Source organism: Acinetobacter sp. ANC 4973 (assembly GCF_002135275.1).
Taxonomy (GTDB): domain Bacteria; phylum Pseudomonadota; class Gammaproteobacteria; order Pseudomonadales; family Moraxellaceae; genus Acinetobacter; species Acinetobacter kyonggiensis.
The window spans coordinates 1-24,475 of sequence record NZ_NEGM01000017.1; the positions used below are offsets into that span (position 1 = coordinate 1).

Below are 24,475 nucleotides of genomic sequence, written 5' to 3' on the forward strand. Positions count from 1 at the left end.
GTTATTAATTTACATTGATAAAATATAATATAGTATAAAAAATGGGGTTATTTTTAGTTATCCGCATTTTCACTGCGGTCGCCCAGACTCGCAGCCCAGTTCACTTTTTTAGTAATTTCTGGTCGTTCTTCATGCCATAAATGTTGTAATTCCGCGACCAATTTATCGTGTCCAGCACGTGTAATTAAGTTAGATTTCATAGTATTTTTTGATGTTATGCTTACAATTTATTGACAATAATGCGCTATTTTATTTAATTTTCAAACAGAATTAAAGTTTATAAAATTAATTATTCAATTAAATTAGCTATTTATACCACATATTTTAAAAAAAATTAGTACAAAATTTGACAAGTTTATTTTTCAGCCTTATTATGCGCTCATGTTTTCAAGTTGCCTATTTTTTAATCTATGTAGAAATTCTACATTATTCTTCTTTTAATCCAATGTCATTTTTGAATGACGTCATGACTGCCCAACCCTTATTGAATTTATCAAACTTGAAAAAGTCTGAGGCATGTTTGTCTTTACTTTTTAGGGCATAAATTACTTGTAGCGGAGACAACATGCACAGTAGTTCAACTTCTGGAGTGAGGCTTAGCCTTAACTCTTTAACATCCTCTCTCTCATTAAAAATTCTTGCATTTAGTACACTGTTAATTCCATTTCACAGCATTAATGCAAGTAAATCGTACCAATACGATTCTGTTGTAAACGACAAGCAACTCACCGTCGTTTCAGTCGAAAATTCGACTACGGTATTTAAAGATGGTTCACATCTACATGGTTTTGGTTATGACCTAGCACGTAACTACGCCAATAGCTTAAACGTTAATTTAGTGTTTAAAACTGTACCTGACAATGCCACAGCACTTAAATGGATCTCGCAAGGTAAAGCAAACTTTGCCATGACCACTGCTGATGTAAGCTCAATCGAAAAAAAGCATTTAGCTTCATTTTCAGCAACTTGCGGTGATTTAAATAGCTTACAAAAAAATGGTTTAGATACCAACCTGAATTGGGTCTTTAAACATGCTGATGACCCACTGACCCAAACCGCGAGTGGTTTTGTCTGTCAGGGCAAACAATCTGGTTCGATTCGTCAACTGGCTTCATTCTATAATCAGAATGTCGTGAAAGAAGAATCATGGGACAGCATTCAACGTGATTTAAATCAGCGTATGCCTATTTATAAAGCCAGCTTTAAAAATACGGCTGAGAAATATGATTTAGATTGGCATTTATTGGCAGCTATTGGTTATCAGGAATCGTATCTGAAACCAAACTCAGTTTCGCCTACAGGTGTTCGTGGTTTAATGATGCTCACCAACAGTACAGCAAAAGCGATGGGTGTCAGTAACCGAACAGACCCTGCACAAAGTATTGAAGGTGGTGCTAAATATTACGACCAGATGTTAGATCGATATCAGGATGTACCCTTCCCAGATCGTAACTGGTACGCACTGGTGGCTTATAACATGGGACCAGGTGCAGTCAATCAGATTCAAAATCGAATCAAGGCACAAGGTAAAAACCCCAACAATTGGGTGAATTTGTACAGTTATTTAGATAACAACAAAGCCAGTAATGGTCGTTATCGACAAGCAGTTCAATATGTCACGCGTATCCGTGCCTATTTGGAACATATTAAATCTACACCGCAGCTAGTCAATATCTAATCTGCGTACTGTAGACAAAAAAAAGCTTAGCAATCCAGCTAAGCTTTTTTTTATTCAAAAGACTTAAGCTGTTTGCTCAAGCACTTTTTTAAATAAATCTTTTTGTTCTTGGCTTGGCTTCGCAGTTTGTAAAGCCATTAATTGTGACATATCACCTTGAACTTTAATTTTACCTGTCATAAATGCTTGCATTGCGGCAGCCATATCAAACTCTAGGAACACTTTACGAAGTGTTTCACCATCCATATTCAATGTGGTTTTCGCATTTGAAGATAGACCCTTTTTGATTGCTCCACCATCCAAAGACAATTCAGTATTGCCTTCTGAATCTGCAACCACTAAGTTGATTGCTAAATTTGCAAGTGCAGGTGGCAAGTTTAAGTTACCAGCTTGAGCAGTTAAAGTCTCTACTGTTGAAAACCAATCATCAGTTAAAAAGGCAGGCATGATGTTTCCTCAATTTATTTGTTCATTTGTGTCGCCTATCCAGACAACATCTTTGTGAAGCTATTGTGCTTGACGCTTGTTATAGCATGTAAAATTGTTTTCTGCTTAAAGTTTTTTGCACTGAACGTTCAATTTTAATACTTTTAATACATTTATTAAATAAATCAGATATATAAAATAAACACCAATCCTAAAATTGGTGTTTAAAGTCACCATTATTCTGCCGCAAAACCTAAATTGACCATATTAATGCGTTTATTTTGTACTTCATCTTCAGTTGAACAACTTCCTGTGAAATCAATCTCACGTTGCTCATCTAAAGCTTCAAAATCAAATAACTCACGATCGGCCAATTGTGAAGGTGATACATTCTGCATCGCACCAAAAATGCTATGTAAACGCTTTGGATATTGTGCATCCCATTCACGTAACATCGTGTTGATCATTGCGCGCTGTAAATTTTCCTGCGAACCACATAAATTACATGGAATAATCGGGAACTGGCGCATTTCTGCATACTTGATGATGTCTTTTTCTTCCACATAAGCCAGTGGACGAATCAAGATATTCTTCTTGTCCGATGACAACAGTTTCGGTGGCATCGCTTTTAAGCTACCGCCATGAAATAGATTCAAGAAGAAGGTTGCCATAATGTCATCACGATGATGACCTAAAGCGACTTTAGTTGCCCCAATTTCTTGTGCAAAACCATATAAAGAACCACGGCGTAATCGTGAACATACGGCACAATATGTTTTACCTTCAGGGGTTAACTTTTTGGTAATGCTATACGTGTCCTTTTCCAAAATATAATATGGAATATTATTTTCTTCTAAATAACGTGGTAACACATCTTCTGGAAAGCCGGGTTGCTTTTGGTCAAGGTTAACCGCAACAACATCAAAGTTTATCGGTGCAATACGTTTAAACTGCAACATGATGTCTAGCAAGGTATAACTGTCTTTACCACCAGAAATACATACCATTACCTTGTCACCTTCTTCGAGCATTTTAAAATCACGAATGGCATGACCGACTTGACGGCGAATCTTTTTCAACAAACGGTAATATGCCGAACTTGTAGGCAGTTCTGGTTTGAAATTAAATCCTTGTTCGGACTCAACTGGCGAGTACATAGACGAGATAAACCATAAATAAAAATACCGCGCGATTTTATCCGATTCAGCTGCATATCGCACCAAAAGAATTTATTTTCTGAAAATTGATCATTGCTGTCATTTGGACGTCATTAACCTCATGCTATTTTGACCGTTTGAGTTCAAATTTCACCCACAATGCTTACAGTTTGTACTTTTCCACAGTTGTCCACAAAACCTGTGGATAACTTTGTGGATTTCAAAAGGCTTGACACGGTCTCTGACCTATTATTTAAGGCTTCTATTTAAATTGATCGCTTTTTGATCAATTTAAAATTACATAAAAATCAATGTCTTAATTGTGTCAAGTTATCCTGATTAAAAAAAAATTAAATATTTTTTGATTACTATCTCTACAATTAGCACTTGCTTTTTACAAACTCAACGAGAAATAAATTTAGAAATACTTTCTATCCTATTTTTTTTTGTTAAACTGCTATTTAACTGTTTGAGGCAGATTTTTTCTACATTAAAAAATGAAAAATAACATTGTAAGTATTGGATTTTATATTTTGGGGTGTGTAACAGTTAGTTTTGTTACAGCGACCAGTTACGCCGGTCAAACCATTTATCAACTCAAAGAGTCCAATGGCACGACCTTACTGACCAATAAACAAGGTCGATATAGTCATTTAAAAGTTGAAAAAAAAACCTATTATCCTGACAGTAATATGCATAGTTATACGAACTGGGGAAGTTCTGAAGCTTCAGTTTTGCCGAGCTATAATCGCAATAAAAATGCTTTCGACCATATTATTAAGCAAGCAGCATCACAACACGGTATTTCTGAAGGTTTAATTAAAGCCGTTATGCATACTGAATCGGGATTTAATGTCAATGCTCGCTCCCCTGTAGGTGCACAAGGGCTGATGCAACTTATGCCTGCTACAGCACGACGTTTTAATGTATCCAATGCTTTTGATCCACAACAAAACATTATGGCGGGTGCAAAATATTTAGCATGGTTGACCAAACGTTTTAATGGCAATACGTCATTGGTTTTAGCCAGCTACAATGCAGGCGAAGGCAATGTTGCTAAATACGGTGGTATTCCGCCATTTAAAGAAACCCAAGATTATGTCAGACGGGTCAGCAGTCGGTTTAGTAACTTATACTCAAATGGCGTCGGTTTAAGCTCCAGCTCAAATCATGATAGCCGTCCAGATAATGCTAAAATAATTGCACAATCGACTCCAAATGAACCATCACCCTCTCGTTACAGTGAACAACGTCAAATTATTATGGCCGCTGATGGGAGTTTTACTGATGCCCCAATGCGCTCATACGCCACAGCACATGCCACAGCTTCTGCTAAAATCTCAATTACCGATTAAAAAACTGAGTCGGTAAATACCATCACTGTACAGAATTACTCATTTTTTCCTTGAATTTTTAAGGCTTACACCTCATATTTAAAAAGATGATTTTTGATTCAAAAATCAGATTATTTTTTTATTATAAGAGGATTTTCTCAATGATGCGGATTGGTTTGTTCTTGCTTACCAACCTCGCGGTACTGGTGGTAGCTGGCATTATTTTGTCACTCTTCGGTGTCGGTAGTTACCATGGCGCGGGTGGCTTAAATTTAGGCAACCTACTGGTTATCTGTTTTGTCTTTGGTATGGTTGGTTCTCTCATTTCTCTATTCATGTCTAAATGGATGGCGAAGAAAACCACGGGTACTGAACTGATTGACCCGAATGCACCTCGTAATCAAGCGGAAACATGGTTATTACAAGAAGTTGCGCAATTGGCTCAACGCTCTGGTATCAACATGCCAGAAGTGGGTATTTTCCCTTCTTATCAATCAAATGCTTTCGCCACAGGTTGGAACAAGAACGATGCTTTAGTTGCCGTTTCAACGGGTTTACTTGAACGCATGAACAAAGATGAGCTGCGTGCTGTACTTGCGCATGAAATTGGTCACGTTGCCAATGGTGATATGGTGACTCTTGCCCTTGTACAAGGCGTAGTCAATGCCTTTGTGATGTTCTTTGCTCGTGTCGTGGGTGACTTTATTGACCGTAATGTATTTGGTCGTGAAGATGGCGAAGCACCTGGATTAGCTTACTTTGGTATTACCATCGTATTGGATATTGTGTTTGGTATTCTTGCCTCTTCTATTGTAATGTGGTTCTCGCGTTACCGTGAATATCGTGCCGATGAAGCCGGTGCACGTTTAGCAGGTAAACAAGCGATGATCTCTGCATTATTACGCTTACAAGCTGAATCAGAATTACCTGATCAGATGCCAAAAGAAATGAAAGCGTTCGCAATTACGGAAGGTAAAGAACAAGGCTTTAGTTTAGCGGCTTTGTTTCAAACTCACCCAACAATTGAGCAACGTGTAGCAGCATTACAACAATTAAATTGTCCATAATATTTTTTATTGAATGGATATTAAAAAGCCTCCAACATGGAGGCTTTTTTAATGATGCTCAATACACCGTAATAAACTGCCATTCAGATCAATCACACAAAAAAGCTTCATTCCCCCCAACTGCTCAATTTCGGTAATCTGAGTATTGGGAAATACTGACCAATCTAAAAGACGCCAAGCCTGATCTAAAATTGATAAATCCTGCACACAAATACATGCGCTATGCCAAGATGTTTTCGGGTCTAATTCTGGATGATGAAAAAACTCAAGCTTGAAACTGTCTTTTTCTAGCATCATCCATATATCTGATTGGTAAATACATTGAAAGCCCAACATGGCATAAAAATTTCGTGTCGCCTCAAAATCAATTGCAGGTAAATTTGCAGCAATATAATCCATTATTTTTTATCCTAAAAATGAACTAGACATTCAGACCTTGAAACCAGTGCCATAACCAACTCAGTCCAAACCACATCGCAGCCAACATAAGCACGAGAACAATGAGCCCTAAAAGATCAGGAATATGCAACCAAATCCACGCGACGATGGGATTACGCCAAAATTTTGACGTCTGCTGTTTACGCTCTAAGCGTTCATGTAAAAATGGATGTACGACATGCGAATCGCTCTGAATCTGATATTCAGCTCGAATATGCTCATGTACCACAGTTAAAGCCCTACGGCTTGGGCGAATAAAAATATCAAAAACAGTACCAATCACAGGAATAAAACCAATGACTGCGTCCATCATGGCCAATTTCATCACTGAATTTAATTTACTTTGAGGTACGCCAATTTGTTTGGCTTTATAAATGGCATAACACGTCAGTACAAACCCCGCAACATCACCCGCAACAGGAATGGTACTTAACGCAGCATCTGCTCCAACCCCTTGTTTGGTAAATGGAATACGCACCACCGAATCCATCATATTGGCAAACTTGGCTAAATCTCGTTCTAATCGCAGCACCTCTTGCTGTGTTAATTTTTTTTCTTTTTCAACTGCAACCATGTTTTAGCCTTGTTTAAACATTTGTGTTATCGCTCTGAGAATAAAGTATAAATTGAAAATAAGTGTGTATATTTATTATCTATACCGCTATAGCAATAGTTGTGAAGCTATGAATAAATAGACCAGAACACCTGTCGCATCACAAATAGATGTCACCAATGGTGCAGATGCACTTGCAGGATCAAATCCAAAACGATTGAGCACAAAAGGCAAACTCATTCCAATTAAACAGCCCAAAAGCACAATACCCATCATACTCAGAGCAAGCACTAAAGCGACCATTTCGTCACCTCGGTAATATCCCAAAAGTGAAACTGCAAGTGCCATTGTTCCGCCTAAACATAGAGCAACCAAACCCTCACGCCCCAGTAAATAGAACCAGTCTTTAAAATGCACATCACCCGTTGCTAATGCACGTACCATCAGAGTTGCTGATTGGGAGCCTGCATTTCCGCCACTTCCGACCAGTAAGGGTAAAAAGAACACCAATACAATATTTGCAGCAATGATGTCTTCAAAATGTGCGATACCCAGACCTGATAACAAACTACCAAAAACAAGAAATACCAACCAATACACCCGTTTTTGATAGAGCTGTAATATCGAGGCAGATTTAAGACTCAGTTTAGATGATGCATCAACAGCACCAGATTTTAAAAAATCTTCCGTTGCCTCTTCACTGACCACATCCATCGCATCATCATATGTCACAATACCCACCATCACACCAGCCTGATCTACAATGGGTAATGCCAGTAAGTCATAACGAGCAATGGTTTTTGCTACTTCATCCTGATCAGTATCAAAATATGCAAAAATAATATCGGTAGCCATTAAATTACTAATATTGCTTTCTTCTTCGGCAAGTATTAATTGTTTTAGTGACAAAACACCAAGTAACTTTCTTGCTTCATCAAGTACATAAGCTAAATAAATGGTTTCTGTATCGGGTGCTTCATAACGCAACATTTTAATGGCATCTTTCACCGACATATTCGGCTTTAAGGTGGCATATTCAGAGCTCATAATTGCCCCTGCCGTACCTTCGACATAAGAAGAGAGTTGTCGAATATCTTCCCGTTCGGCCTGTGCCAATGCAGGCAATAAGGCATTTTGCTGCTCGTGATCTAAACATTTAAATAAATCGACACGCTTATCTGAAGGCATTTCCCCCATAATTTCTGCCAAATCTATTCGAGTTAACAGTTGTGCAAATTTAACTTGTTCTTCGGGTTTTAAATATGAAAATACATAGGCGCGTGCAGGAAGATTCAGCAGCAGTTTTTGACTATTTTCTAAAGGTAATTGCGCCAAAATATCAGCTAAATCTGCGGCTTTAAATGTTTTGACGGAGTCTAATGCCAATGAAATGTCTTGATTGCTTAATGCATCATTTAAAAGATATAAAAAGTTGTTGTAGCTCATGCTCGCCCCTCTTATCCAACATAGATAATGAGGCTGCAACGGCTATCTTTTTATCTGCCGAATAGACCCACATAATCATGTTGGTAAATATAGATGTTTGAAGTTTGGTGTTTCTGAAAACTGTACCTGTCCATTTAGGGATTTAATCCTCATCAAACCGTTCATACGGCGCAGCAATACTACAAACAACGTTTACCTTTCTCAACTTTTACAACAAAACATAAACAATTTAATCACTTATCTTTTGCTAACAGACTTGGTTTTAAAAATACCCCGTATCAATACATACATAAATGGAATAAAAATCAGCACCAAAATGGTTGCAAAAATAACCCCACCCAACACACTCACGCCTATTTCCTGACGACTCGCAGCACCCGCACCAAAAGCAAAGACCAATGGAATCACGCCTGCACCAAATGCCAATGACGTCATCAGAATGGGACGTAAACGTAAGCTCGCACCTTCCAATGCAGCTTCAATGGCATTTTTACCTTGTTGCTGTGCTAAGGATGCAAATTCAACAATTAAAATGGCATTTTTACAAGACAAGCCAATGGTGGTCAGTAACGCAATTTGGAAATAAATGTCATTAGGGAAGCCAACAAAGTAACTAAATAAGATATTGCCACCTATTCCGAGCGGAATCGCACTCATCACCGCAGTAGGAATAGACCAACTTTCATAAAGTGCAGCTAAGCATAGAAAAATAAAGCCAATCGACACCAGATATAACAGCAGTGATTGGTTACTGGATTTTTGCTCTTCAAAAGATAACCCGCTCCATGCCACATCAATACCCGATTGCTGTTCAACCAGTTGAGTGACATCTTGCATGGCAGCTCCAGAACTGACATTTTTAGCGGTATCCGCTTCCATTTGCAATGCCGTATAACCCATATAGCGATTGACCACTTCAGGGCCACCGCTCCAAGTCACATTGGCAAAATGACTAAAGGAAACCATTTGATTTAGATCATTACGCACAGACCAATATTGCAAATCTTCTGGCTTAGAACGGAATTCGGCATCCCCTTGCATCATGACCCGTTTAATTCGACCACGGTCAATAAAATCATTGATATAGCTGCCGCCCCATGCACTGGACAATGTGCTATTAATGGCAGCTTGCGACAATCCATTTGCCATGGCAAGTTTCTGATCGACATTGACCTTGAGTTCGGCTTTATCTGGATTGGAACGCTTGTCGAGGTTTTCAAAAGTCACATATTGTTTTGCTTGTTGCTGCAATTGTTTAAATTCACGCTCTAGGTACTGACGACCTTGACCATTCACATCACGAATCCAAAAATCCAGTCCATCGGTTTGACCTAAACCACTGACCGAAGATGGCAAACTCACACTAATTTGTGCATTCGGATTATTTTTAAAATATTTTAAAGCACGCTCACGGACGGCTTGCGCTGAGTTTTCTTGCCCAGAACGCTCATCCCAATGTTTTAATGCAATAAAGCCCTGACCCAAATTTTGCCCTGTGCCAGAAAAATTACGCCCATAGCGAACCATCACCAAATTGACGTTATCTTTTTCATGTTCTAAAAAATATTGTCGAATTTGTTCACCAATGTCTCGACTTTTTGACATCGGTGCGCCATCGACCAGTTTAAACTGCACATTTAAAATCCCCTGATCTTCACTGGGGATAAAACTGGTGGGTAAAGCACGATAGAACAATGCAAAAACAGTAATCAATGCCACAAAAACAACGAGGGAAATGGCTTTGTGCTGAATCGTCAGCTTGGATAATTTTAAATAATGCTGCTTTAAACGCTCTAATTGCTGATTAAACCACAGTGCCCATTTGGCAGGTTGTGGATTCGGTTTTAAAATCAGCGCACATAAAGCCGGGGTTAAAATCAGTGCCACAGCCAAGGATAAAGCCATAGCAGCCACTAAAGTTATTGAAAATTGACGATAAATCACGCCAGTCGAGCCACTAAAAAATGCCATCGGAATAAATACCGCTGTCAGCACTAAGGTAATCCCAATCAATGCACCGCTAATTTCTTGCATCGACTCAATTGATGCTTGTTTTGCGGTTAAATTTTTCTCGTGCATCAAGCGTTCAACATTTTCAACCACCACAATCGCATCATCAACCAAAAGCCCTATCGCCAAGACTAAGGCAAACAAAGTTAAAGTGTTGATACTCATGCCCAGCACAGACAACACTGCCATCGTCCCCAAAATCACCACGGGCACAGTAATGGTTGGAATCAGTGTCGCGCGCCAATTTTGTAGAAAAATAAACATCACCACGATCACCAACAAAATGGCTTCAAACAGTGTTTTAACGACTTCCTTAATCGATTCTTGTACAAATGGCGTATTATCCCGTGGATAAACCAGCTGATAGCCATCAGGCAATTGTGTGGTCAGATGATCGACTTCAGCTTTAATTAAGGCCGAAGTCGCTAAAGCATTGGCACCTGAGGCTAAAGAAATCCCCATTCCCGCAGAGGGAAAACCATTAATGGTATTAAACGACTGATAGTTTTCCGCACCTAGCTCAATGTGTGCAACATCTTTTAAATAGATAAAACTGCCATCTCTGCTCGATTTAACAATGATATTTTCAAATTCCTCAACGCTTTTTAAGCGTGAGCCTGAAGTCACTTTAGCATTTAAATACTGATCTTTTACAACAGGTAAGTCACCGATTGCCCCAGCAGCTACTTGGGTATTCTGTGCTTCGACTGCGGCACGAATATCACTAGGCATTAAGTTATATTGTTTTAATTTTAAGGGATTTAACCAAATGCGCATGGCATATTGTGAGCCAAAAACATCCACCTCACCAATGCCTTCAATACGGGCTAAATCTTGTTCCAAATGGGTCATCATATAATCGGACAACTCAATATTGTCACTTTTCCCCGAAGCATCGTACAAGCCAATCACCATATGGGTATCGCCCAATGACTTAAAGACATTGACCCCTTGGCGCTGTACATCTTCAGGCAAACGATTCAGTACACCATTAATGGCATTTTGAACTTGAACTTGAGCGGTATCTGGATCTGTGCCATTTTCAAAACTTATACTAATTCGACTACGACCAGATGAATCACTACTGGAACTAAAATACAATAAATCATCAATGCCTTTAATTTGCTGTTCTAAAACTTGGGTAACACTCTCTTCTACCGTTTCAGCCGATGCCCCCGTATACGTTGCACTTACGGTAATGCGTGGTGGTGCAATGTCTGGATAGCGCTCTACGGGTAAATTCAACACTGCGAAAAGCCCAAAAGCCATGACAATAATAGCCAATACGCCAGCAAAGATGGGGCGTTGAATAAAAAATTTCGACAGCATATGACTTGATCGCAGTATAAAAAGGTGAGATTGCTAAACATGCAAAAACTGTTTTTTAATTTAGCAAATTTATGTTGATATTCAGTGACTAAAAGTCAAAACACAATAACATTTAACAGAAAAATAATTTTTTACTACAAATAAGGAGAAACAATGAAGATGGGCGATATAGAGTCCAAATTATCCTATGATAATTTTCCGTATTTATCATCACACCGTTCATACTTGCTTAAACACTATCATTTTTAAATAAACCTTTTGGAAATTAATCTCCGTTTAATAAATTTGCTCTATTTTGTCTAAAATTGATGAAAAATTTGAGTTATGAACCCATATTCCCCCTTCAAAGGCTCAACAGGCTTAAAACGCATTGTAAATGCCACCTCATATTCCCTGTCTGGTTTTAAAGCCGCATTTTTCAATGAAGCTGCTTTTCGGCAAATTACGTTTTTAAATGTGCTGCTCATTCCCAGTAGTTTTTTGCTTGATGTATCCCGCGTAGAACAAGCATTAATGATTGCTGTTTGTTTATTGGCACTGATTGTAGAATTATTTAATTCTGCTATTGAGGCAGTTGTCGATCGTATTTCTTTAGAAAAACATACACTTTCAAAAAATGCCAAAGATATGGGCAGTGCCGCGCAATTTGTGGCTTTAAGTATTATTTTTATTACGTGGCTGCTGATTTTAATCTCTTAACCATTGAAGTTAATCATATAAATCCAAACCTTTTAGCTCCCTTAATCTTTATCTCTTGTTCTTATTTCAAGTAAAAGTCATAAAAAAACCCTGCTTTCGCAGGGTTTTTTCTGAATCAGTTGGGAGGATTAACCACCGAATTGGTTCATTGTGTTTTTAGCATCATCATGCGCTTTAAGTGCATTGTCGCCAGAGAAGATTTCTTTGTGATCATCACCGATGTCAGAACCAGCCATTGCTTGGTGTTTAACACATGCGATTGTACCGCGGATTTCTTTACGTTGTACGCCAGCAACATAAGCAAGCATACCTTGATCGCCGAAGTAACCTTTAGCAAGCTCATGTGTAGAAAGAGCAGCTGTGTGGTAAGTCGGAAGTGTGATCAAGTGATGGAACACACCCGCTTCACGAGAAGCATCTGCTTGGAATGTACGAACTTTTTCATCAGCATCAGCAGCTAATTCAGTTTCGTCATACTCAGCGCTCATTAATTTAGCACGATCGTAAGCAGAAACGTCTTTACCTTCAGCAACGAAACGGTCATAAGACTGTTGACGGAAGTTTAAAGTCCAGTTGAATGATGGGCTGTTGTTATAAACAAGCTTCGCATTTGGAACTGTTTCTTTCACACGGTTAACCATGTGAGCGATTTCTTCAACGTTTGGAGTCGCAGTTTCGATCCAAAGTAAGTCAGCACCGTTTTGTAAGCTAGATACGCAGTCAAGTACCACACGGTCAATTTGCGTGTCAGCACGGAACTGGTACAAGCCAGAAGCTAAACGTTTAGGACGGTGTAATTTACCATCACGTTTGATCAAGATTTCGTCTTCTTGAGCATCAGCAATGTCAATTTCAACTGTGTCTAGGAAACCGATGTATTGAGAAGCGATGTCGCCTGGCTCTTTAACCACTGGGATTTTTTGAGTCAAGTCAGCGCCTTCAGAGTCAGTACGCGCAACGATGATACCGTCATCAAGACCCATTTCTAAGAATGCATAACGTAATGCATGGATTTTAGAGATGAAGTCTTCATGTGGAACTGTTACTTTACCAGCTTGGTGACCACATTGTTTCGCATCAGAAACTTGGTTTTCGATTTGTAATGCACAAGCACCCGCTTCGATCATTTTTTTCGCAAGTAAGTAAGTCGCTTCTTCGTTACCGAAACCAGCATCGATGTCCGCAATAATTGGCACAACGTGAGTTTGGAAACCGTCGATTTGAGCAGTAATTTCAGCAGCTTTAGCAGCATCACCAGCTTCGTTTGCTTTTTTAAGCGCACGGAACAAATCGTTTAATTCTTTTGCATCAGCTTGACGAAGGAAAGTGTAGATTTCTTCGATTAAAGCAGGTACTGAAGTTTTTTCGTGCATAGATTGGTCAGGTAAAGGACCGAATTCTGAACGAAGTGCAGCAACCATCCAACCAGAAAGGTAGATGTAACGCTTGTCAGTTGTACCGAAGTATTTTTTGTTCGCAATCATTTTTTGTTGCGCAATGAAACCGTGCCAGCAACCCAAAGATTGAGTATATTTGCTAGTGTCAGCATCATATTCAGCCATATCACGACGCATAATAGCAGCAGTATATTTAGCAATATCTAAACCAGTTTTGAATTGGTTTTGCATTTGCATACGCGCAGCATCTTCTGGGCTAATATCGCGCCAAGTGTTGCCGAATTTCGCTTTTAATTCGCGGATTGCATCAATCGCTGTTTGGTATGTAGTCATGATATTTCCTGTATATAATTTTAGGATTTCATCAATCGAAGGAATAAATCTGCTCGGTATACAATTGTTCAGATTTAGAGCGCTTCGTTGTTATGGATACAGCTTAGATCGAGTCAAAAAATTAATCCAATATTCTGTGTTGATTTTCAATATTTATTTAAAAAATATGTAGATCAAAGTCGTATTATAATTATGATGTATATTTTTAAATTATTGTTTTTATTAATTTAATAAGCTTACCCTGTTTTTTTTCCACAGTAAAAATAGATTCAGCTCCCTATTTTTTCTTTATTAGACCTAAGTCTCAAACTTATCAATAAGACTGTTTTTATACAACAACTCAGCTTTCACCTGTTTTATAAGCAGCATATCTAAAATAATCACAGCTTATAATTTCACCCTATTAAGTAGCCAAGCTTTCGTTGCCATCAAGTCAATATCAAGGTTTTTAAAAACGGCTACGCGATCTAAACTTAAGGCTTCCGAACGACAATCACATTAAAATAAATTGCATTTAACCACCTCGAATATAAAGTGCAATATGCTTTGTCTACTGACAATTGCCGTAGCCATCATTCAATCGTTAAAATACAAAAGATAGGTTCACCCTAGATCAGAAATTATATGTAGCTGGCTTAAAAATAAGTTCATCCTGTCACAGAATTTGCAACAAAAAAGAACACGCTGCACCATAATAGAACCATATATGATTCTATTTTATAACGTCTTTTTTTTCATCATATTTCCTACACAAGCCTTGCTGCTTATGGCATAATCAACATAATTTCATGGCTTGATTATCGGTATTTCTTATATGAATTTGGAGCGTGTCGACCTCAATCTATTAATTTACCTCGATGTACTTTTACGTGAAAAAAATGTAACCCGCGCAGCAGAACAATTGGGCGTTACCCAACCCGCCATGAGTAATATTTTACGTCGTTTACGTAATTTATTTAATGATCCTCTCCTTATTCGTTCTTCTGAAGGGATGACCCCAACAGAACGTGCACTCGAACTTCAACCCCGTATTCGTGATGCCTTGTCTGATTTATCCATGATCTTGGAACCACGTACCGAATTTCGTCCTTATACCTCGAACCGTGTCTTCCGCATTATGACCTCCGACTATGCTGAAGCAACGCTGGTTCCTCGTCTCGTCAAAGCCCTACGCTCTGAAGCGCCAAATGTCGTTCTTGACTTTTTAACCCCAAGTGACGTGTCATACCGTGACATGGAGCAAGGTAAAGTTGATTTGGCCATTAATCGCTTTAATGAAATTCCACAAAGTTTTCACCAAGTCTTGGTTTGGCGTGACAGCTTTTCTTGTTTACTCAACAATAAGCACCCTGCGGCATCCAATTTAAATCTCAAAAGCTATTTAGATGCACAGCATATTTGGGTATCTAAAACAGGTATGGGCGTTGGTTTCGGGGTCAATCCTGAAAAACAAGCTGGACTGGGTTGGATTGATCAAGCACTAGAGCGTATTGGTCAAAAACGTAAGATTTCCGTCTTTACCCGTCATTATCAAATGCCTGCTCTTTTGGCATCGAATGTTGATTTGATTGCAACGCTGCCAAGCCGTATTGCACATCTACAATCAAACAATTCAAATTTACTGATTAAAGACCCACCGTTCTATATTCCTGAATTTGAATTAAAAATGGCTTGGTGTCCGCTATTGCATCATCATCCTGCACACCGCTGGTTACGTCAGCTTATTCTGTACGTTGCTCGTCAAATGATTGAAGAAGAAAATCGTGAATTTCTTATGAATAACTCACAATTTTCTCACTATTAAACAGAAAAATTCTTAAATTCTTCTTTTTTAAGCTTATACTGTGCCTATCGAGGTAGTAATTTCTTTACTACCTCCCATTCTTTTGTGTTAAAAATATTCCATAATAATGATGATCTACAGGTGGATTCGTGAGCCTTTTCCAGAATATCCTCATCATCGTAATACTGATTGCAGGAGCCGGTTTCCTCTCTTTAACTGAAATTGCCCTTGCTGGTGCACGTAAGGTCAAACTTAAAATTCTTGCTGAATCTGGCGATGAACGCGCACAGAGAGTTTTAGACTTACAAGCACAATCTGCTGACTTCTTTGCTGCTTCACAAATTGGCTTAAATGCCGTTGCCATTCTGGGCGGTATTTTAGGTGAGGCTGCCTTTCGCCCCTATTTTGTCACGCTGATTGATCGTGTCTATGTCGGTCCTTGGACGGAAACGATTGGTTTTGCGCTCTCCTTTACCTTAGTGACCTCACTGTTTATTCTTTTTGCAGATTTAATGCCGAAACGCTTGGCGATGATCGCACCAGAAAAAATTGCGGTCTCTGTCATTAATCCCATTCAAATCTTTATTAAAGTCTGCAAACCATTGGCTTGGATTATTAATGCCATCGCGAATTTATTGTTCCGTTTGTTTAAAGTTAATACCATTCGTGACGATAATATTACCTTCGCAGATATTTCAGCCGTCATGGATGCTGGTGCGCAAGCTGGTGTGCTACAAAAGCAAGAACATCATTTTATTGAAAATGTATTTGAACTTGAAGAACGTAATGTACCTTCAAGTATGACCACACGTGAAAATGTGGTGTTTTTCACTTTAAAAGAGTCTGAAGCCAGCATTCGCCAAAAACTAGCAGAATATCCATATTCTAAGTTTGTGGTGTGTAGTGAAAATATTGATGATGTGATTGGCTATATTGATGCCAAAGATATTTTAGTGCGCATTCTAAACAATCAATCTTTACTGCAATTGAATGAAAATACTATTCGTAACGTGCTGACTATTCCAGATACATTAACCTTGTCTGAATTACTGGATCGGTTCCGTTCAACCAAAGAGAAATTTGCGGTTGTTATTAACGAATATGCCTTGGTAGTTGGTGTAATTACCCTCTCCGATATTATGATTACCGTCATGGGCGATTGGGTGACTCCGATTGAAGCCGATCAGCAAATTATTAAACGTGATAACAATTCATGGCTAATTGATGGCAGCACGCCTATTGAAGATATTAAACATGCACTTGAAATTAATGAAATGCCAGATGATGAAAATTATGAGACGATCGCTGGTTTTATGATGTATAAGTTGCGTAAAATTCCACGCCCTGCCGATGCCGTGAATTTTGATGGTTATAAATTTGAAGTGGTTGATGTCGACCATTTCAAGATAGACCAATTACTGGTTACTCGCTTACTTGAAAAACCCACAGAAAATGAAACTCAAGAAGAAGCAGAGTAAATCGTCGCTTAAATTTTAGGATAGGCTGTTGCAAAAAGCCAGATGACATAAAAAAGCACCTTCATGAAGGTGCTTTTTAACTATTTACAAAGATTATCTACAGTGTTTAATCAAGCTTTCAATCACCAGAGCATAATGAATTCGAATATCATCTTCTAAAATATTGTAGGCATTATCAAACTGAACCATTGGCCAGCCTTCTTTCCAAAATGGGAAAATATTGTGCAAACCATTCGTTACAATAGCATCTTCACGCACAATTGCTTGCGCAACTTGTGATAAAACCTGAGCAGTTTCAGCACCATCAATTGCCATATAATCAATACCGCGCACTTTCAAAATACGGATACGATCTTTTTTATATTTAATCTTTTTCGCTTGTCCTGCATTTAGCCCCAATGCCAAAGTGACCGCTTCAACAAAGTTTTTTTCAAAAGCATTATGCAAAGCAACAATGGCTTGCTTATATGCTTCTTGACGACCCGCTTTACCACCATTCAAGATAATCTCTTTCGCTTCAGTATTCAGCTCATCGTTTTTCATGGACTGTAAAATGTCTAAAATTTCGATATCGCTTAAAGATTCAGGAGATTGATCAGTCATGAACTGTCCTTGGACAAAATAATAAAGCACTATTTTCGCATAAATCACCATTTAATACAGGAATAAAATCTAGTTCAGCATATTCTTCGCGCATAGCACAGCTAAAATAATCGCTAAAACAACTTGATGAGTGGCAAAACCAATTGATCTAAATAATGGCTTCAATTAATGATTTTTCAGATAAAACAATATTGTAAATTAATCCTCAGAAATCCCGAAAGCTAACTGCTCATTCTACTGAAAATAAAAATAACAGCGGTTTATTGCTGATTCATAAATCATAGCGCCACTTTTTTCTGCCAAATGTCATTAAATCATTTATATTACAGTTCATTTTTATGTGCTCTTGATTCTTATGATCAGCAACAAACAAACTGCGCTTTTTTTAAAACAAATGCGGGAACAACACCCAACCGCCTTTAAAAGAAATTTTTTGTTTTATAGTATGATCAAAACCAAAGGCATTTTAGACGAACTTAAAGAACTGATTCCTTGGGTTCTTGCGGCAATGATATTTATCTCTCTTTCAATGAGTTTGGCTCATTTCATCTCGGTTCAACTGCCACAATTTGATCACTTTCGTTCCTATGGCATTGCTGTTTTAGCCATCATGTTATTGTTTATGCTATATACCCCATTGGTGATTAAACAAATCAAACACAGCTCAACCTCTTTATATCAACAACTTCGTCATACCCCGATTAAATTAGCAGTGCTGATTCTGCTCCAAGCCATTAACATTGCCTATATTGAAAGTATTTTTTTACAGATTATTCTTTTTTTTCTTGCCTTAAGTTTTGGTTTTGTACGCTTTTATAAAGAAAATATGTTCCGTGCTGACACTCAAAATGAACAATATTTTTATCTGCAAGAAACGCGTCGAATCTGTTTTTGGTCATATAAACAAATTTTAAAGATTAAATTCAAGCGTTTATTCAGTGCTAAAAATTCCAAAACGCTCAATGTACTACAACAACAAGAACAACAATTTATTGACCTCTACATTCAACTGATTCGTTATGAAAATGAATTGTGTAAAACCCATAAACATGTGGATGTCGAGACCTATTTAGATAGCTTAATGTAGGGCCAAAATCTGAGTTTCCCTACCCAGATTTTGAACACTTAAAATTAAGCAATTTTTGGTTCGGCTTTTATATCATTGAGCGTACTGTCTACCAAAACTTGATAAGAACGATCATGATCGACAATATACTGTCTGTCTTTAATAGTATTCACAAACACCCAATTCGCTTGCATCTGCTGCGCAGTAAAATGCACAGTTAAATAGCCACGTTGGTTCAAATTACAATAATTTAGTTCATCAATTAAAGTTGTGAAAGCCAATTCAAATTGTTGTAATTGCGCCAAGGGAATATTTAAATATTTTTCCAGACCCGGTGAAGATACTGAACTGGTCGCCAGTTCTAAGCCAACATGTTCACCACTTTGACTGTGTAAATCCGATGCCCATGCATTGTGCGTATCGCCAGCTAAAACCACGACCTTTTTATCAACTTTCCTCAAGGTCGCATAGAGTATTTCACGTTCCGCAGTGTAACCATCCCAAGCATCTAAATTGTAGGGTGCCACCAAAGTTAAACGTGCTTTTTCTATTTCTGTTAGGCTTGGATCACCTTGTAAAGCTCGCATTTTCAAAGTGACTAATTCTGGAATTTTTTGGTTTAAGGCCACAATATCCATCTGGCTTAACGGCAGCAAAAGTTCAGCAGGAATCAGCATTTTACTCATCAGTACTTGTTGACCGAGTACATTCCAAGTCGCTGTAGATTGCTCTAATTGAGCCTGTAGCCACTGCAACTGCTTATACCCCATTAACGTCCGCATCGGATGATTTAAATCTTGTTGAAAACGCTGAAAATCCATCCCCTGTGCTGTCATGTAGTCAGCATAATCTAACTGTCGATCACGTGCTAAAACTCGCGTATCCAACATGGTCAACTGCACCAAGGTGCCAAAATTAAATTGACGATAAATATTTAAATGATCATTGTCTGAAACAGGACGTATAGGCATCCATTCAAAATAAGCTTGCAGCGCTGCAATTTTACGCGCTATAAATTTACCTTCATTTTTATTACTTTCCGTTTCTTCTGTATGATTGTCCGCGCCATCTTTCCATGTATCATTTGCTAGTTCATGATCATCCCAAATCACAATAAAGGGATGACGCTGATGTACCGTTTGTAAAGCGATATCTTTTCGATATAAAGCATAACGCTTACGATAATCGTCTAAGGTAATTATTTCTTTATTATTATCTAAAGCTAACTCCCGCCCCAATTTAGCAGCATCTTCTGTGGCATAGCCGTCTTTACCATATTCATAAATATAGTCTCCCAGATGAATGACCACATCTACATCCTGTTTGGCTATTTCCTGATAAACATGGAAATAACCTGCTGGATAGTTAGAACAAGAACAGACTGCAAAACTCACTGTATTGCTACTTTCAGGCAATGTTTTGGTTTGACCTATAGGTGAAATAACATTGCCATAACGGAATCGATAGTAATAGCGCTGATTTGATTTTAATTTATTGGCATCAACTTTTACGGTAAAATCTTGTGCTTGTGCAGTTTGTACTTTGCCAGAATTAACCAATTGGGTAAATTTTTGATCTAAAGCAATTTCCCAAATGACCTCTAAACGCAAAGATACATCATTCGGTGTAAGACGCGTCCATAAAATAATCTTATCTTTTAAAGGGTCACCACTGGCAACACCATGTAAAAAATCTGCTTTCACACTGTCAGATTGCATGCCATCATCAGAATCCCCACCACAAGCCGTCAGTGATATCGGTAAAGATAAAGCCCCAAAACTGGCCAAGGTTTTTTGCAGAAGTTCACGGCGTGAAATTTTCAAAGACATCATATTTTCCTTATTTTTTATTCTTTTAATATAAAAAAGGATTGTTACTTTATGATCTCAAATCGATGAAAGAATCATGACAATTTATTGTTTCTTGATAAAAAATAAAGAATTTTGCTAGATAAGCACATGAATTGATTGAAAAGAAAGCAAACAAACGTAAAGATACTTGCCAAGTTTTCATTCGTCCTCTATTATTGCGCTCATGCCCGAGTGGTGAAATCGGTAGACACAGGGGATTTAAAATCCCCCGCCCACAAAGCGTGCCAGTTCGAGTCTGGCCTCGGGCACCATTTTAATACTTTTTAAAATGGTGCAATAAAAATTCCAGCTTATGCTGGTTTTTTTATGTCTGAATTATTAAAATACCAGCAAGCACAGAACAAGAAATATAAAACATGAATTTCAACGGATTACAGCATCTGTTCTATATCAGCTTCTTTTTACTCATTACTTCACCTTTTAGCCATGCTGAAGAATTAGTTACAACAGAGAAGCCCGCTATTCTTTATGATTTATTTTCTGGAACAATCATACAAGATAAAGATCAACTGATCTTACAGCGCTGTAATTTAGCGAAAAATCAATATCTTCTTGATTTCAAGCATATTCAAGATGAAGATATAATTCGAAAACGACTAAAACAAGACGCTCATTTTTGGCTCAGCCTTAAAGCCAGCGCTTATGAAAAAAATGAACGATATCATTTAGTCGTAGATGAGATATTAGACGTACATCTTAAAGAAAGTTGCCATCTTTCAGATTTATTGTCAGATTTAAATAAACTTTAAAAATAAAGAGTGCATCACCACTCTCTATTCGACACCAATTCTTCCATTTCAATATTCATGTAGCCATTATCTTGCGCCACCATCATCATCGCTTCAGCAATATAATCCGCTGCCGTGTCATCTAATGATGAATCAAGATCATCAAACTGTAGCTTCATTTTATTAATGGATACAACGGTTTCAGCAGCAAAACGATAAATTTCGACTTCAGATAGATCGGTTTTTGCTATTTTCTTCGCAAACTGCTTAATGATCTGTTTAACTTCAGCGACAAGAATATCTGGATAATATTCATCATCAAACATAGGGAGAAGTAAATCTTCAAACATATAAAACTCAAAAAAGACACGCATTAAAGCGAGCTTGTATAACATAAACTTTACATTTTACCAAATGAAAAAACGAGCAGATTTCCATCTGCTCGTTTACATCACTTCAAACAGCCCAACGTCTACAATTTTTTCTGCTCCGAACTTAGACTTTTTGCTATTTTTAATAAATCGATAAATTCTTCACGTAAGCCAAATGTATCAGGTTTTGCAGCACTTTGTGCTAAGCGTAAAATGTCATCCCATTGCATATTTGCATTGTACTGACCACCTCGAAGTTGCTGTCCATACGCGGCAACCGCAATGGCAAAACGAGTATCTGTACTGGCCTGTGCCAGAGGCTTACTTGTAACTTGTACAGGTGAATTCAGCAAAATACTTTGTGTTTGGTTAGGCAATTTATAACGTAAATTTACATCAGCGTACTCATGTTTAAGCGAGGCTGAAGCTGTAGGTGCGACTTGATAGCGTGGTTCATTTAACCACCCTTTTTGCCCTACAGGAATAATTTCATAGAGTGCCGTAACAGTATGCCCTGCACCAATATCTCCAGCATCGACTTGATCATTATTAAAGTCTTCATTTTTTAACAGGCGATTTTCATAACCAATCAGGCGATATTCTTTAACTGTCGCTGGGTTAAATTCGACTTGTATTTTCACATCTTGTGCAACTGTTGCTAAAGTAGAGGACAACTGACGTTGCAACACTTTTTTAGCCTCACGCTCGTTATCAATATAGCTATAGTTACCATCACCAGCATCTGCAAGCTGTTCCATCAACTGCTCATCATAATTACCACTGCCAAAACCCAAAGTGGTAAATGAAATGCCTGATTTACGCTTTTCAGCAATCATACCTTTTAGTGTATTAAAATCGGTAATGCCCACATTAAAGTCACCATCCGTTGCAATCAAGATTCGGTTAATTCCTGCTTTAATATAAGACTTCTCTGCCTGTTCATATGCCAATTGAATAGCACGCTCGCCTGAAGTTGCACCTCCCGCTTTCAAGCGATGAATGACTTTTAAGATTTTATCTTTCTCTGCACCAGAGGTTGCAGCCAAGGCTAAATCTTCTCCACTGGCATAAGTGACAATCGTGACTTTATCTTGCGGGCGTAGTTGCTCAGTCAATAGTGCAAGAGTCTTCTTGACTAAAGGTAATTTATTCTCTGCATCCATACTGCCCGAAACATCAACTAAGAAAACCAAATTTGCTGGGGGTAATTGTTGAACCGCAATATCTTTAGCCCTAATCCCGATTCGAATAATTTTGGCATTTGGTTGCCAAGGTGAGTTAACAGTTTCCGTCGAAACTGAAAATGGATGCTTTCCCTGCTGCTCAGGATAATCATAATTAAAGTAATTGACCATTTCCTCAATACGCACAGCATCGACTGGGGGCAACTGTGCTTCTTTCGTTAAAAAACGACGCACATTGGTATAACTTCCTGTATCGACATCAATACTAAATGTAGAAATAGGCTGCTGAGCAACACTATGTACAGAATTTGTGTCAATTTTTTGATAATTCTCAGTATTTTCTACCAATGGCTGGGCACGTTCATATGCAGTAATATTCAACGCTGGCGCTGGCATCGACAATACCGCAACTTCACCCATTCTCATTTGCTGAGATGGCATTTGTCCACAAGCAGCCAAGATGAATGTACTTACCGTGACGGTCAAAAATTTAAGTTTAAACATTATTACTTATCCTAAGTTGTTATTATCAAAAACAAATCAATAGATTTCTGCACTATAAACAACTTTTATTTTTATCATACTGCCTTTATGTAATTTTGCGCTAACAAATCAATACGGCAAGCCAGTTGCACCAATCAAACCAGCTTGCCTAAACTTAAGCCGACTGCATGGCTTGCCAAACCTGAATTGCATCTGACATCGCTTTTACATCATGCGCACGCACCATACTGGCACCTTGTTGAATACTGATCAAATGTGCTGCTACCGAACCTACAGCACGGTTTTGAGCATCCGCTCCACCCAATGCTTCACCAATAAAACGCTTACGAGATAATGCCGAAAGAATTGGATAACCCATTTGGTTTAATTTATAAAATTGTTGTAGCAGTTTTAAGTTTTGCTGTGCATTTTTAGCAAAACCAAACCCCGGATCAATCATGATATTTTCAGGCTTCACCCCCACTTTAAGGGCATCATTAACACGTTGTTGTAACTCCCCCATTACATCAACTGTTACGTCATTATATTGATCCAAGTTATTCATCGTGGTTGGTTCACCACGCATATGCATAATAATAATGGGTATATTCAGCTCCGCTGCGGTAACTAGAGCATGTGGACGGGTTAAAGCACGAACATCATTCCAAATATGTGCACCTGCTTTTACCGCAGCCTTTATGACTTCAGGCTGTGAAGTATCAATTGAGATAACAACATTATGTTTGGATAATTCTTTAACCACAGGCACAACACGACGAACTTCTTCTTCAACTTCAACACTTGAAGCACCTGGTCGTGTTGACTCGCCCCCGACATCAATCACGGTTGCCCCATCAGCAATCATTTGCAGCGCATACGCTATGGCTTGGTCTTGCGTATTATGCTTCCCACCATCACTAAAAGAGTCAGGCGTAACATTGAGAATCCCCATCACATGCGGTTGAGATAAATCCAAGCTCAATGTTCCACATTGCAATACTCGTTTGGGTAATGGCATCAATCGCATAGTAACTTTCCTAA

Annotated in this window: 20 protein-coding genes, 1 tRNA gene and 1 pseudogene; 9 read left to right on the plus strand and 13 right to left on the minus strand. The window is 38.3% G+C overall.

Features of this window, described 5'->3' with window-relative positions:
- Positions 1-59: 59 nt before the first annotated feature.
- Positions 60-200, minus strand: a pseudogene (locus tag B9T30_RS14370) (transcription elongation factor GreB); the annotation flags it as partial.
- Positions 201-565: 365 nt separating this feature from the next.
- Between B9T30_RS14370 and B9T30_RS14375 the strand changes: the two are divergent.
- The gene (locus tag B9T30_RS14375; protein WP_086185612.1) at positions 566-1,678 is read left to right on the plus strand and encodes a transglycosylase SLT domain-containing protein; all 1,113 of its coding nucleotides are present in this window, start codon (positions 566-568) and stop codon (positions 1,676-1,678) included.
- A gap of 63 nt (positions 1,679-1,741) precedes the next feature.
- Here the strand turns inward: B9T30_RS14375 and B9T30_RS14380 are convergent, their stop codons facing one another.
- Both B9T30_RS14380 and ttcA read right to left on the minus strand, forming a co-directional pair.
- On the minus strand, positions 1,742-2,125 hold the full coding sequence (locus B9T30_RS14380) for an SCP2 sterol-binding domain-containing protein (protein WP_004648257.1): 384 nt from the start codon (positions 2,123-2,125) through the stop codon (positions 1,742-1,744).
- A gap of 215 nt (positions 2,126-2,340) precedes the next feature.
- Complete coding sequence (ttcA, locus tag B9T30_RS14385; RefSeq protein ID WP_086185613.1) at positions 2,341-3,261, minus strand: tRNA 2-thiocytidine(32) synthetase TtcA; 921 nt, start codon at positions 3,259-3,261, stop codon at positions 2,341-2,343.
- 497 nt (positions 3,262-3,758) lie between these two features.
- Here ttcA and B9T30_RS14390 point away from each other — a divergent pair, with 497 nt between their 5' ends.
- Both B9T30_RS14390 and htpX read left to right on the plus strand, forming a co-directional pair.
- On the plus strand, positions 3,759-4,616 hold the full coding sequence (locus B9T30_RS14390) for a lytic transglycosylase domain-containing protein (RefSeq protein WP_086185614.1): 858 nt from the start codon (positions 3,759-3,761) through the stop codon (positions 4,614-4,616).
- A gap of 140 nt (positions 4,617-4,756) precedes the next feature.
- Positions 4,757-5,662: a protease HtpX gene (htpX, locus tag B9T30_RS14395; RefSeq protein WP_086185615.1), complete on the plus strand. Its 906-nt coding sequence runs from the start codon at positions 4,757-4,759 to the stop codon at positions 5,660-5,662.
- A 48-nt stretch (positions 5,663-5,710) separates the two neighbouring features.
- Here the strand turns inward: htpX and B9T30_RS14400 are convergent, their stop codons facing one another.
- The 4 genes from B9T30_RS14400 to B9T30_RS14415 form a co-directional block, all read right to left on the minus strand.
- Complete coding sequence (locus B9T30_RS14400; protein ID WP_227518988.1) at positions 5,711-6,061, minus strand: hypothetical protein; 351 nt, start codon at positions 6,059-6,061, stop codon at positions 5,711-5,713.
- Positions 6,062-6,083: 22 nt separating this feature from the next.
- Entirely contained in the window at positions 6,084-6,674 is a 591-nt protein-coding gene (locus B9T30_RS14405) for a DUF4112 domain-containing protein (protein WP_086185617.1), read from the minus strand.
- An 87-nt stretch (positions 6,675-6,761) separates the two neighbouring features.
- Positions 6,762-8,099 carry a magnesium transporter gene (gene mgtE / locus B9T30_RS14410; protein ID WP_086185618.1) on the minus strand — a complete coding sequence of 446 codons (1,338 nt, stop codon included), beginning with the start codon at positions 8,097-8,099 and terminating at the stop codon, positions 6,762-6,764.
- Between the two features lie 237 nt (positions 8,100-8,336).
- The gene (locus B9T30_RS14415) at positions 8,337-11,438 is read right to left on the minus strand and encodes a multidrug efflux RND transporter permease subunit (RefSeq protein ID WP_086185619.1); all 3,102 of its coding nucleotides are present in this window, start codon (positions 11,436-11,438) and stop codon (positions 8,337-8,339) included.
- Positions 11,439-11,762: 324 nt separating this feature from the next.
- Between B9T30_RS14415 and B9T30_RS14420 the strand changes: the two genes are divergently transcribed.
- A complete protein-coding gene (locus B9T30_RS14420) occupies positions 11,763-12,137 on the plus strand; it encodes a diacylglycerol kinase (protein ID WP_086185620.1) in 375 nt (124 codons plus the stop codon).
- 128 nt (positions 12,138-12,265) lie between these two features.
- Here the strand turns inward: B9T30_RS14420 and B9T30_RS14425 are convergent, their stop codons facing one another.
- Positions 12,266-13,867: an isocitrate lyase gene (locus B9T30_RS14425; protein WP_086185621.1), complete on the minus strand. Its 1,602-nt coding sequence runs from the start codon at positions 13,865-13,867 to the stop codon at positions 12,266-12,268.
- Between the two features lie 814 nt (positions 13,868-14,681).
- Between B9T30_RS14425 and B9T30_RS14430 the strand changes: the two genes are divergently transcribed.
- Both B9T30_RS14430 and B9T30_RS14435 read left to right on the plus strand, forming a co-directional pair.
- Positions 14,682-15,671 (plus strand): LysR family transcriptional regulator, encoded by a 990-nt coding sequence (locus B9T30_RS14430; protein WP_004648248.1) that lies wholly within the window; start codon positions 14,682-14,684, stop codon positions 15,669-15,671.
- Positions 15,672-15,799: 128 nt separating this feature from the next.
- Entirely contained in the window at positions 15,800-17,128 is a 1,329-nt protein-coding gene (locus B9T30_RS14435; protein ID WP_086185622.1) for a hemolysin family protein, read from the plus strand.
- Positions 17,129-17,221: 93 nt separating this feature from the next.
- Here B9T30_RS14435 and B9T30_RS14440 read toward each other — a convergent pair whose 3' ends face one another.
- A complete protein-coding gene (locus B9T30_RS14440; protein ID WP_086185634.1) occupies positions 17,222-17,731 on the minus strand; it encodes a hypothetical protein in 510 nt (169 codons plus the stop codon).
- A gap of 355 nt (positions 17,732-18,086) precedes the next feature.
- On the opposite strand from B9T30_RS14440, the gene B9T30_RS14445 reads away from it, so the two are divergent.
- Positions 18,087-18,818, plus strand: a complete 732-nt coding sequence (locus B9T30_RS14445; RefSeq protein WP_086185623.1) for a hypothetical protein — start codon at positions 18,087-18,089, stop codon at positions 18,816-18,818.
- Between the two features lie 44 nt (positions 18,819-18,862).
- Here the strand turns inward: B9T30_RS14445 and B9T30_RS14450 are convergent, their stop codons facing one another.
- Positions 18,863-20,626: an alkaline phosphatase D family protein gene (locus B9T30_RS14450; RefSeq protein WP_086185624.1), complete on the minus strand. Its 1,764-nt coding sequence runs from the start codon at positions 20,624-20,626 to the stop codon at positions 18,863-18,865.
- Positions 20,627-20,833: 207 nt separating this feature from the next.
- On the opposite strand from B9T30_RS14450, the gene B9T30_RS14455 reads away from it, so the two are divergent.
- Both B9T30_RS14455 and B9T30_RS14460 read left to right on the plus strand, forming a co-directional pair.
- Positions 20,834-20,919: transfer RNA gene (locus B9T30_RS14455), tRNA-Leu, on the plus strand.
- Between the two features lie 105 nt (positions 20,920-21,024).
- Positions 21,025-21,417: a hypothetical protein gene (locus tag B9T30_RS14460; RefSeq protein ID WP_086185625.1), complete on the plus strand. Its 393-nt coding sequence runs from the start codon at positions 21,025-21,027 to the stop codon at positions 21,415-21,417.
- 14 nt (positions 21,418-21,431) lie between these two features.
- Here B9T30_RS14460 and B9T30_RS14465 read toward each other — a convergent pair whose 3' ends face one another.
- The 3 genes from B9T30_RS14465 to folP form a co-directional block, all read right to left on the minus strand.
- Positions 21,432-21,746 carry a DUF5713 family protein gene (locus B9T30_RS14465; protein WP_086165438.1) on the minus strand — a complete coding sequence of 105 codons (315 nt, stop codon included), beginning with the start codon at positions 21,744-21,746 and terminating at the stop codon, positions 21,432-21,434.
- 122 nt (positions 21,747-21,868) lie between these two features.
- Positions 21,869-23,455: a vWA domain-containing protein gene (locus B9T30_RS14470; protein ID WP_086185626.1), complete on the minus strand. Its 1,587-nt coding sequence runs from the start codon at positions 23,453-23,455 to the stop codon at positions 21,869-21,871.
- A gap of 154 nt (positions 23,456-23,609) precedes the next feature.
- Complete coding sequence (gene folP, locus B9T30_RS14475) at positions 23,610-24,461, minus strand: dihydropteroate synthase (RefSeq protein ID WP_086185627.1); 852 nt, start codon at positions 24,459-24,461, stop codon at positions 23,610-23,612.
- Positions 24,462-24,475: the final 14 nt, after the last annotated feature.